This is a genomic window from Nostoc sp. (assembly GCF_036916975.1).
In the GTDB taxonomy this organism is placed as follows: domain Bacteria; phylum Cyanobacteriota; class Cyanobacteriia; order Cyanobacteriales; family Nostocaceae; genus Nostoc.
In genome coordinates this window covers 1-10,285 of record NZ_JBALFF010000110.1, presented here as the reverse complement: position 1 = coordinate 10,285, position 10,285 = coordinate 1, and the positions used below count along the sequence as shown (strand labels likewise).

The window sequence follows — 10,285 nt, the reverse complement described above, 5'->3', positions numbered from 1 at the left end:
TGGGAGTTGGGAGTTGGGAGTTGGGAGTTGGGAGTTGGGAGTTGGGAGTTGGGAGTTGGGAGTTGGGAGTTGGGAGTTGGGAGTTGGGAGTTATAAACATTTATCCACTTCCAATGCCGAATGCCACATTAATTAAAGGAGTTTTATCATGTCTGAATTAACGCCAATAATTCAATTAGGGAATCCAACATTGCGCCAAAAAGCTGCTTGGGTTGACAATATTCAAGATGAGCATATCCAAAAGTTAATTGAAGACTTAATCGCCACTGTTGTCAAAGCTAACGGCGTGGGGATTGCTGCGCCTCAAGTAGCACAATCCTATCGTTTATTTATTGTGGCTTCTCGTCCTAATGCCAGGTATCCTAACGCGCCGGAAATGGAACCTACCGCCATGATTAATCCCAAAATTGTTTCTCATTCAACTGAAGTTGTTAAAGATTGGGAAGGTTGTTTAAGTGTTCCAGGAATTAGGGGGTTAGTTCCTCGATATAAATCTATTGAAGTCGAATACACTGACTGTCAAGGCAACTTACAAAAGCAAGAATTAACCGATTTTATCGCTCGAGTTTTTCAACATGAGTACGATCATCTCGATGGTATCGTATTTGTTGATCGCCTAGAAAACACGCTTGATATGATTACTGAGCAAGAATATCAAGAAAGAGTGGTTAAATAATTCGTAATTCGTAATTCGTAATTCGTAATACCTCGACTTCGCTCGGAACAAGGAAATTAATTAAGTTTTGTGACTCTTATTTAGCGCTTTCGTCAGAGCGCCGGAAACCTCCGCTCTGAACTTTGTTCTTAGACCCCGACCAAAAACGTTCTGCCGTCGTTAGGGTCTTGAATTAAACCCCTAAACTTTATTAAATAATTCGTAATTACGAATTACGAATTACGAATTACGAATTATTTAAGTCTGTGATTCGCAAATTTGATCGTCCCGCCACAATTGATACAGGCGTGTGGCTGGCATAGTCATATATAAAACATCGCCAGTACTGAGGTTAGTTTCTAGCAAATCCCAGCCGTGAAGGGTTTTGTTATTCGTTTCTACATACAAAGGTACACAGTCAGCGGACATGGCTACATCTTTCACCCACTGACCACAAAAGACGTGTAAAGGTGTAATCACAGTTGCAAAGGCTACCCAAAGACTATCCGTTGTGATGCCATTGCCGAGGATTCGTCCCCCTAGTGCAGCAGCAGCAAAAGCTGGGGCTGCTAGTTCAGCCGAACTTAGTACGGCCTCGAAGCCAAATAGCTGTTGCGCTATGCTAGCAAAATCGGGATCGGCATAATGAACAATCACCGGAATGCTGGATGTCAAGCCTTTGGCTTTGAGGGCAATTTCCAAATTGGTAGCATCATTGCTAGTAACAGCAAGAACTGCGGCGGCAGAGTCTATATTGCTCGCTTTAAGTATTGTGCGGAAGCTAGCATCTCCCTGAATGACGGGGATACCGAGTTCGCGGGCGGTGTTGATATATTTGTTGTTGGGGTCGAGTTCAACTACTACAACTTCATATCCACTGGTGTGGAGTTGCTGAACAATTCTGACTCCAATACCACTTAAGCCACAAACAATGTAGTGAGAACGGTGGGGAATTCGGGCTGCATCCCAAAATTGCTTAAAGCGGCTTCCTAAGACAAAATCGGTGAGCATTGCATACCAAATACCAATAACTACTGCTCCAACCAGCATCATAACAACGGTAAATAACTTAATATTGTTAGAAGCATTTTCTACTACTTTGTCATTACCACCGGCTCCAGTAATCATGCCTACAGAAAAATATAGAGCATCGACAGGAGACAAACTCAACTCAGCCGACATATAGGTGAATGTAGCGATCGCAATAACTGCCAATAGTGCAATAGCACCCACCAGTACTGACCGCCCGTGTTGCTGAAACAGTCTAATATTAGTTAAGACTTTCAGCAGTTTTTTAATCAATGATCTTCGCGGAGAACGGATGCGGGGTTGCGTGCCAATAATTAAGCGGTCGCCTACTTTTATCTCTTGTCCAGAGATGACAGCTGATACCAAATCTATCTCACCTTCTACTGGCAAGTAATAAATCAACATCCGCGATCGCTCTGACCACAATTCACTCAGCTTTCGACCCTTCCACAAGTGGTTTTCATCAATGTATTCTTCGTGAATTGGCCAAGTTTGCTGAAATAATTTGATTTGTCCGATCGCTCGGTTTCCCAGTGCTGCAAAGGTAAATACGGGTGCTGCTAATCCAACAACACTCATACTTAAATGGTCTGGCAAACTTTGATCTAGACGCTCTCCCAAATTTGTATTATAAAAACGGTTGATAATCCGAATCTGAGGATTCAGCACCCGCGCTTGCATCATAATAGACAAATTCAGATCATCTTTAGATCCAGCAATTATTAAAGTGTGTGCCTGTTGAATTCCTGCTGCTGTGAGGGTAGCAGCTGCTTTTAAATCGCCAACAATCACATCTTGTGCTGTTTCGCCAGGGATAGATTGATAATGAATACCAACAACGAAGGCTCCCTGATGTCTCAGCAAACGAAAGATTTTATATCCGGTATGTCCTAAGCCACAAACAATAATTCTAGGTTTCATGAAACGGCAGCATTTTTATAATTAGGGCTGCACTTCTAGTTAATTATCAATATTGTTGCTCACTTTCCAAGAATATAACTGTAGCTGACAACACGATTGTTTGAATTGGGAGCATCTCAATGAGTGTAAAAACACCCTTGCCCTGGCGAATGCAATGATGCCTCCGGCACGCCAAGGGCGAACGCGGCTACACAAACTTTCGTCCACCTACGCTTATTCAAAGAATTTGAAACCCCTCGCGGACTCGCTACGCTAACGTAATTCGTAATTTAATTTGTTACAAATTATCAAGACCTGGCAAAATAATGTCCCCATTAACACCGCAACTTTTTATCACTATTCCTTTATCCTTCTGCTGTACACTACTGCACAATTCGGCGCGATCGCTAGAAAATTGTGGGATTACATAATTCTCGGCTACATTCACAACTAAGCATTTGCCGGGTTCTTTAACCAGAAAAAATCTTCGTCTCACTCCCGAATCGATCCCAGTAAAATTTGCTGTTAAGGTTGCTGCTTGGCAACTTGTATACGCCTGTAAAAAACACGCTGCTGCTGTACTATTAGCATCGCTGGATGTGGCACCAAGACCAGTATTAATCGCGCCGCATGATAAATATACAGAACCTGGAGCCTGTTCTTGTGCTTGTGCTGGTTGAGCAAATCCAGTCACTGTAATAGTTTCCACTACTAGAGTCAAAGTCAATCCGCTCACAACCATGAAACGACGAAAGTTATTCATCTGTTTGATTTTCCAAGTTTTAACTTTTATAAATTCTTTGAATGTACACTTAATAGCCTTATCTGCTGATTTTTAGCTATTTATGCAGATTTAGAAAAATCATCGTTTGATCTATGTTCAAATACACGAGTAAAACAAATATAATCCTATAGGGCTATGTTTCGACTCTAGACAAGAACCCAGTAATTACACTGACTTATATCTTGCTAATTAATTAGTAAAATTTACACGACATCAAATTGAATATTTCAACATTTGTTCGGTTATGAGTATGATTTCGTTTAGACCTTTGATTTTGATTACAGGCAGAAGCATTGCTTTACTGTTTCTGTTGTCCAACTGGTGCGTCCAAGCACAAAATCAATTACAAAACATTGAGCTAAAAGTTTATAGTGAAAACGAGCAAAAACAAAGCTGTCCAGACAAAGTAATTGTCACTGAAAAAGCCCATCCTTATCAAGAAGGCAGTTTTTCAACAGATGGTTCTGTTAACCTGAGTGCCTATGCCAGTAACATGTCTGTCAAGCCAGTAATAGCTTTAGCGTCACATGGGTTGGGACACTCAAGCCTAAATATGCGAAATGTTTTGCATCTGCTGGAATGACTAAGGTTGATGGACAAGACTACTCTGGAAAGATTAATTATTTACGGATGCACTTTGTTAAAGGTAAGGTTTACTTTATCTTAGATTTGGCTGGCGGATTTGATGCGAATAATTATCCTCTAGTTGTGCTAAAAAACAGTTTAAAGAATGGCAATCCTGCCTGGACTTGGGGTGGAACTGACTAAACGCAATAAAATAATATAGAAAAATATGGCAATTTTTGTAAGTTGTGATACGCTATCTGCTTGAGAAGTGTGAAGGAAGCGAAAAATGGCGAAGCTGCGCGTGGGGTTATTGTTTGGCGGTCGTTCTGGAGAACATGAAGTTTCGATCAATTCAGCACGGGCGATCGCTAAAGCCTTAAGTGCAGAACAAAATAGTAATAAGTACGAAATATTACCTTTTTACATCCAAAAAGATGGACGCTGGCTGGCTGGAGAAGCACCCGAAAAGGTTTTAGAAACCGGCACTTTGCTACTGGAATCTGAAGAATCAACATCTGTTGCCAATCTCACATCCAACCCTGAAGCCCAAACCCTGAGTAAGTGGCAATCTCCCTCTCAAGTTGCGAATGTGGATGTTTGGTTTCCCATTCTCCACGGCCCCAACGGTGAAGACGGGACAATTCAAGGGTTACTAACTCTGATGCAAGTCCCTTTTGTTGGTTCTGGGGTGTTAGGTTCAGCTATGGGGATGGATAAAATCGCCATGAAAATCGCCTTTGAGCAAGCGGGACTACCACAGGTAAAATATAAGGCGATAACTAGAACCCAAGTTTGGTCTAATCCTTGCGTATTTCCGAAATTGTGTGATGACATTGAGGCAACATTAGGTTATCCTGCTTTTGTTAAACCTGCTAATTTGGGTTCATCAGTGGGTATTGCCAAAGTGCGATCGCGCCCAGAATTAGAAGCCGCTTTAGATAATGCTGCCAGTTATGACCGAAGGCTGGTTGTCGAAGCTGGTGTCGTAGCTAGAGAAGTCGAATGTGCCGTTTTAGGTAACGATCAACCACAAGCCTCTGTCGTTGGAGAGATTACTTATGACAGCGATTTTTATGATTACGAAACAAAATATACAGAAGGTATGGCAGATTTGCTGATACCTGCACAGCTTCCAGATGCGATCGCTCGTCAAATTCAGGACATGGCTTTGCAAGCTTTTGCAGCTGTTGATGCTGCGGGGTTGGCAAGGGTAGATTTTTTCTATGTGGAAGCGACACAAGAAGTTTTGATTAATGAAATAAATACCTTACCAGGCTTTACTGCGACTAGTATGTATCCCCAACTCTGGGCTTATAGTGGAGTCTCCTTTCCAGAGTTAGTTGATCGGTTAATTCAACTTGCTCTTGAAAGACATTCTCCTAGCTGAGGGAGAAAATAAGCGAACTGATTTCTAGATTTTTCTCGCCAAAAGTCACAATAAATACAGAATATTAGCAAAATTTCGCCAGATTTAGTAGCCGATATTTTACAAAAAAGCTACTTGAATCTGAACTTTTGTTACGGATACCTGATGCTTCACTCCTCCAGTACAATTTATTCACTAGAGGGGTACAAATCTGAAAGTAATCATGGAAAAAAGTCAGAGTGTACAGCGCGAGCCAACCCAATTAAAAAGGGCTACTCCAGGGCTGACAAACAGGAAATCGAGATTCAAACAAAGCTCGAACGTTCTGATATATCTGGTTGCACATCATCCTTGGCTATTGTTAACTGGGTGTTTAGCCATGTTTTTAGGAGGTGGTGTCTTTGCCGTGTACAGCTTAGGTAATGCTGGACAGGTAACACAAGACGAATCAGAAAAAATCCCAGTTATAGTTGAAGAACCAATCAATGCGCCCTCTGAGAATAGTAATCCTACACCTTTATGGATGGTGGCTGCGATCGCCCTGTGCTGTGGTAGTGGTTGCTTGCTGATTTTCCGAATGCTCACTTGGAGAAAGCAACCGCAAAAAGTCCAAAAACAGTTTAAACCCCATCAGTCCCGCTTGGCACAGAACCATTACCAAAGATTGGAACCTCGCCTTCCCAAGAACCAGCCAATCTTTGTGCCACAGTCACAACTGATGCCTGTTATGCAGGTGCAACCGAAAACAAAACATCTGGTAACGGTTCTGCCAGCAGAACACAAGCACCACTTAGATACGCGCACAGAATCTTTAGCAGACTTAATGGATCTTCGTAAAGATAGTTCACTGTCTGCAATTTTACGGCAGTCTTAAATCTCCTATAAAGCAAAAACCCGTCAAAATAATATTTTTTGCGAATTAAGGCACGGTTCTACCGTGCCTTTACTAATATTTAGAGGATAATAGCGGTTCTTTGGTGCAACCTCACCCCGTATTTGAGGAAACTTACACTCCCCTCTCCAAAGCATCGGCTACGGTGTACGCACAAGTCAAAAAATCATCTGCCGACAACCCGCCCAGAAGTGAAGTTCAGGGCTGATAGCTGAAGTCCACTCAAGTGGACTGAATTGATCATTTAGTCCACTTGAGTGGACTTTAGCTATGAGACTCGGAATTTATTCCGAGGCGGTATAGAAAATATGGCTGCGGCAAGACTTGTGTCTACACAATAGCCTTAGCAAGGAGAGGGGTTGGGGGTGAGGTTGGGGAATGTGCTTAAAAAATGATATTGGTGGAAAGCAAAGGAATTACTCGACGCTGAAAAAGCAGTCATCTCTTTGGTTAAACTGATAAGGATGAAAATAGCAGATCAAGCAGTGAATAACATAGTGCGGTTAATTTTGACAGCAATATTGCTGGTACTAATGACAGGTTGTGGCAGTATCGGACTGTTACCGACTAACGAGTTAGTGCAAAAAGCGATCGCACTTGGGCTAGAGCAAACTCAACAAAAACTTAGCCAGCAGTTGGATCTAGATTTTCAAGGATTTGAAATCAAGCGGCTATCAATTACCCAGGAAGAACCTCTAACCATTGAAAATTTACCAGCTTTCCACGTTCAGGGAACCTACGACTTGATTCTCAAGCTACCAAAACGGCGCTTGACGCAACCAAAAAAACCTTTTGACGTTTACCTACAAATTCAGCAAGAAGGTAAAACTTGGCGATCGCTAATTCTAGAAAAGGGTAGTAAAAGTACTAAACCGATTTGGCGTAGTTATCTTATCCAATAGCTAGTTCTAATACAATACCTTCGCCAATTTACGAGCCTTGATATAGAACAAACCTAAGATTTTACAAGCTTGTTTTTGCCGGATGGCAAAAAACTGACCCAATAAAATCTGTAAAAGTTTGTGTGGAAGTAATTTTGGCTGTAGTATACGTCTGGACTGGAGTTTGACGTTTTGCCTCATAATCAAGCATGGTCTTATGTTGGGCTATTTCGCTTCCTCAAGGGTGCAACTTTGACTTTAAGAATTCACTTAAAAAACTCTCCTTTATTAAAGCAAAAAATTTTACTATAAAAACACAAAATGCGCGTATTCACTGATGTAAACGGCAAATTTGCATAGTTAATATGTAACGCACAAGTAATATTAATTGGTAAGAATAATACATATTTAGAAAGTTTGACAGATTATAATGGTATAGCTGAGTTAAATATTAAGTCCCAACAAAATTATACTCTTTTAGTGGCACATCCAAATTTTGCAGGCATAATAGTTAGAAATTTTTCTCCAGAAAAGGATTCACAAAAAAAACTAGAACATAGAGAAAATGTTGGTTCTGTTATTTTTCCTGATAGCACTGGATACATTAAAGGTTTAAAAGGTCGTTTGAATCTCATTTTAGATACATCAGATAGAAATTATATTTATGCTGATAATATAGCGGTGAATGGTGGTCAACAACAACCAGTAAATTTTGAAATTGGCAAACCACTAAATCTTGAAGATTCTGAAGGTTCTACTATGCAAATTACTATTCGATTTGCACAAGGTAATACTTTCCTTATTGAATTTTTAAAACCATCTTAGTGATTTATTTCAAAGTTAACCAATTCTATGGTTTGTGTGGAAATAATTTTGACTGTAGTATACGTCTGGACTGGAGTTTGACGTTTTTTGCCTCATAATAAAGCATGGTCTTATAGCGTTTCCTAAGCAACTGAGGTACACCAAAATATTGTTTACCAAGGTTAGTAGCTTTGAAAACGTACCTCACTAGGTCGGGAAACGCTATATGTTGGGCTATTTCGGCAAAAGCTAGATTACTTATTTTTTTGGCTAAGGTATTGCTAATACCGAAGTATTTTTTATCTCACGCAGAGAAGCAGAGGCGCAGAGGAGTGATCTAGTGCAAGTAGAAAAAGCATCACAAGCATTTGTGTTAATATTTTTCGGAAAAAGGTGACAAAGATACTCAAATTACCTGGTTTAGCTATCTCATCCCCAAATTAGTCTGTGCAATTAGAAAAACTATCACAATAATTTACGTATAAATGCTGCTGCAAAGTGATGCTCGAGGTGATGGTTTAATTGGAGACATGGCAAAATGTATATCAACTTTTTTATCAGTTCCATTGCTGGAATTGTAATTGTGGTGCTAACAGCTTTTGGCTTACTGCAATGGTTGCACATCCCTGCTGGTAACTTTCTTGATTGGGTGATTGGTGGTGCAAGCTTTTGGTGGCTGTTGGTAATTGTTACCGTACCGTGGAATGTGCATTTTCAAGCGAAAGAAGTATTAGCAGAAGCAGCACAATCGAAAGAGAAAGGAATTCCAGTCGATGAGAAACAAGTAAAGTATGTCACACTGTTGGCAAAGGGATCGCTCTGGGTTGCCCTTGCTTTACACTTATTCTCAGCCGTTGGTCTTTATACTCTTGCTGCCACTGGTATTAGTACAGTTGGGTATATAAGTTCTGGTGCAGCTTTGTTATTAACAATTCTGCGTCCAGCAATTAGGGCGTATGAGTATTTATATGCGCGGTTAACGATGATTCGCCAAGAATGGAAATATCCCCGCGAAGATATTGTTGAACTGCGCGATCGCTTCTCAATATTAGAACAAAAAATCCAGTCATTCGAGGAGCAACTTAACCCAGAACAATCTTATTCATTACCCGCAACTCAACAACGCTTCGCCGAAGAAACTCGCAAAGATTTAGCTCGAATTGCGGCTAACTTAGAAGAATTACGGGCGACAAATCAAACTGAACATGAGCGTTTGGCAAGAGAAGCAAGAAATGCTATCGCCCAACTTTCTACCGATGGGCAATTTCTCGATCATGTCCGCGAAATTATTCGATTTTTTAAGACCGCTTAATGATTATTTATGTTCGCCGATTAACTAGAGTAGCGCTAGCTTGGTCAACAGGCATCAGCACAACTTCATTAATATTGACATGGGGCGATCGCGTCACACAGAAAAATATCACATCAGCCACATCATCTGCTGTCAGGGGCTTAACTCCCTGGTAGACTTTGTTGGCGCGTTCAGCATCTCCGTGAAAGCGGACATTGCTAAATTCCGTTTCTACCATACCAGGGTCAACAGAAGTTACACGTACCCGCGTTCCCAACAGGTCTTGTTTTAAACCTTCAGAAATTGCCCTCACAGCAGCTTTGGTAGCACAGTAGACATTACCACCGGGATAGGTTTGATGTCCAGCAATGGAACCTAAATTTACCACATGACCGCGATCGCGGCTCACCATTCGCGGAATGACATAGCGGGACACGTAAAGTAAACCCTTAACGTTAGTATCAATCATGTCTTCCCAGTCTTGAAAGCTGCCTTCGTGCAACTTGTCTAAACCACGACTTAGACCAGCATTGTTGATAAGGATGTCGATGTCAGACCAGGCAGAGGGTAGAGTAGAAATGGCAAATTCAACAGCATTGCGATCGCGCACATCTAGCTGTAACAAATGAATTTCAATACCAAATTCTTTAATGAGAGTACCTGCTAGCTGCTGCAAACGTTCCACCCGTCGTGCCGCTAGAATAAGTTTTGCACCCGCACCAGCAAATATTCTCGCACAAGCAGTACCAATACCACTACTTGCACCAGTTATTAAAATGATTTGATTTTGTAGGGAAGTCATTGTTAGTCAAAAGTCAAGAGTCCAGTGTTAATTTAAATACACAATTTAGCCATTTAGCAAGTTACTGAGTACAGATATAGAAATCCTATTTGATTTCTGCTTCTATATCCTGTTTAGCACTGTGCGGACGCGGTACTTTCAACTTTGCCTTCAGGCGATAATGCACCCAGGAATAAACTGTTGTATAATACCATTTCTTTGTGTCCTACCCTGTGGGAAGCATCGCTTCTTTAAAAATTTTTAGATAAACTTCATCAAATCCTTGCACAAAGCGCTCTCCACTCCCATATAACTCTGGAAATTAACAGCACTCC

General features: G+C 41.0%; 11 protein-coding genes. 8 read left to right on the top strand and 3 right to left on the bottom strand.

The window, feature by feature from the left end:
- Positions 1-148 precede the first annotated feature (148 nt).
- Complete coding sequence (gene def, locus V7K73_RS26290; RefSeq protein ID WP_334884486.1) at positions 149-676, top strand: peptide deformylase; 528 nt, start codon at positions 149-151, stop codon at positions 674-676.
- Between the two features lie 237 nt (positions 677-913).
- Here def and V7K73_RS26285 read toward each other — a convergent pair whose 3' ends face one another.
- Entirely contained in the window at positions 914-2,605 is a 1,692-nt protein-coding gene (locus V7K73_RS26285) for an NAD-binding protein (protein ID WP_334884483.1), read from the bottom strand.
- A 277-nt stretch (positions 2,606-2,882) separates the two neighbouring features.
- Positions 2,883-3,347 carry a hypothetical protein gene (locus tag V7K73_RS26280; RefSeq protein ID WP_334884481.1) on the bottom strand — a complete coding sequence of 155 codons (465 nt, stop codon included), beginning with the start codon at positions 3,345-3,347 and terminating at the stop codon, positions 2,883-2,885.
- A gap of 265 nt (positions 3,348-3,612) precedes the next feature.
- Between V7K73_RS26280 and V7K73_RS26275 the strand changes: the two genes are divergently transcribed.
- The 7 genes from V7K73_RS26275 (at position 3,613) to V7K73_RS26245 (ending at position 9,190) form a co-directional block, all read left to right on the top strand.
- The gene (locus V7K73_RS26275) at positions 3,613-3,951 is read left to right on the top strand and encodes a hypothetical protein (RefSeq protein WP_334884479.1); all 339 of its coding nucleotides are present in this window, start codon (positions 3,613-3,615) and stop codon (positions 3,949-3,951) included.
- Positions 3,948-4,136, top strand: coding sequence for a hypothetical protein (locus V7K73_RS26270; protein WP_334884478.1), 189 nt, complete (start codon positions 3,948-3,950; stop codon positions 4,134-4,136). Before V7K73_RS26275 ends, V7K73_RS26270 begins: the two co-directional genes overlap by 4 nt.
- Before the next feature lie 85 nt (positions 4,137-4,221).
- Positions 4,222-5,322, top strand: coding sequence for a D-alanine--D-alanine ligase family protein (locus tag V7K73_RS26265; protein WP_334884476.1), 1,101 nt, complete (start codon positions 4,222-4,224; stop codon positions 5,320-5,322).
- A gap of 202 nt (positions 5,323-5,524) precedes the next feature.
- On the top strand, positions 5,525-6,175 hold the full coding sequence (locus tag V7K73_RS26260) for a hypothetical protein (protein ID WP_334884474.1): 651 nt from the start codon (positions 5,525-5,527) through the stop codon (positions 6,173-6,175).
- A gap of 512 nt (positions 6,176-6,687) precedes the next feature.
- Positions 6,688-7,095, top strand: a complete 408-nt coding sequence (locus V7K73_RS26255; RefSeq protein ID WP_334884488.1) for a hypothetical protein — start codon at positions 6,688-6,690, stop codon at positions 7,093-7,095.
- Between the two features lie 396 nt (positions 7,096-7,491).
- Positions 7,492-7,899 carry a hypothetical protein gene (locus V7K73_RS26250; protein WP_334884472.1) on the top strand — a complete coding sequence of 136 codons (408 nt, stop codon included), beginning with the start codon at positions 7,492-7,494 and terminating at the stop codon, positions 7,897-7,899.
- A 517-nt stretch (positions 7,900-8,416) separates the two neighbouring features.
- Positions 8,417-9,190, top strand: coding sequence for a hypothetical protein (locus tag V7K73_RS26245; RefSeq protein ID WP_334884470.1), 774 nt, complete (start codon positions 8,417-8,419; stop codon positions 9,188-9,190).
- A gap of 7 nt (positions 9,191-9,197) precedes the next feature.
- Here the strand turns inward: V7K73_RS26245 and V7K73_RS26240 are convergent, their stop codons facing one another.
- Positions 9,198-9,971 (bottom strand): SDR family oxidoreductase, encoded by a 774-nt coding sequence (locus tag V7K73_RS26240; RefSeq protein WP_334884468.1) that lies wholly within the window; start codon positions 9,969-9,971, stop codon positions 9,198-9,200.
- Positions 9,972-10,285 lie beyond the last annotated feature (314 nt).

Excerpts from the sequence above, each read along its gene's own strand:
- def (WP_334884486.1), top strand. The coding sequence starts at position 149 with ATGTCTGAATTAACGCCAATAATTCAATTAGGGAATCCAACATTGCGC.
- V7K73_RS26265 (WP_334884476.1), top strand. The coding sequence starts at position 4,222 with ATGGCGAAGCTGCGCGTGGGGTTATTGTTTGGCGGTCGTTCTGGAGAA.
- V7K73_RS26260 (WP_334884474.1), top strand. The coding sequence starts at position 5,525 with ATGGAAAAAAGTCAGAGTGTACAGCGCGAGCCAACCCAATTAAAAAGG.
- V7K73_RS26275 (WP_334884479.1), top strand. The coding sequence starts at position 3,613 with ATGAGTATGATTTCGTTTAGACCTTTGATTTTGATTACAGGCAGAAGC.
- V7K73_RS26270 (WP_334884478.1), top strand. The coding sequence starts at position 3,948 with ATGACTAAGGTTGATGGACAAGACTACTCTGGAAAGATTAATTATTTA.
- V7K73_RS26245 (WP_334884470.1), top strand. The coding sequence starts at position 8,417 with ATGTATATCAACTTTTTTATCAGTTCCATTGCTGGAATTGTAATTGTG.
- V7K73_RS26240 (WP_334884468.1), bottom strand. The coding sequence starts at position 9,971 with ATGACTTCCCTACAAAATCAAATCATTTTAATAACTGGTGCAAGTAGT.
- V7K73_RS26285 (WP_334884483.1), bottom strand. The coding sequence starts at position 2,605 with ATGAAACCTAGAATTATTGTTTGTGGCTTAGGACATACCGGATATAAA.
- V7K73_RS26280 (WP_334884481.1), bottom strand. The coding sequence starts at position 3,347 with ATGAATAACTTTCGTCGTTTCATGGTTGTGAGCGGATTGACTTTGACT.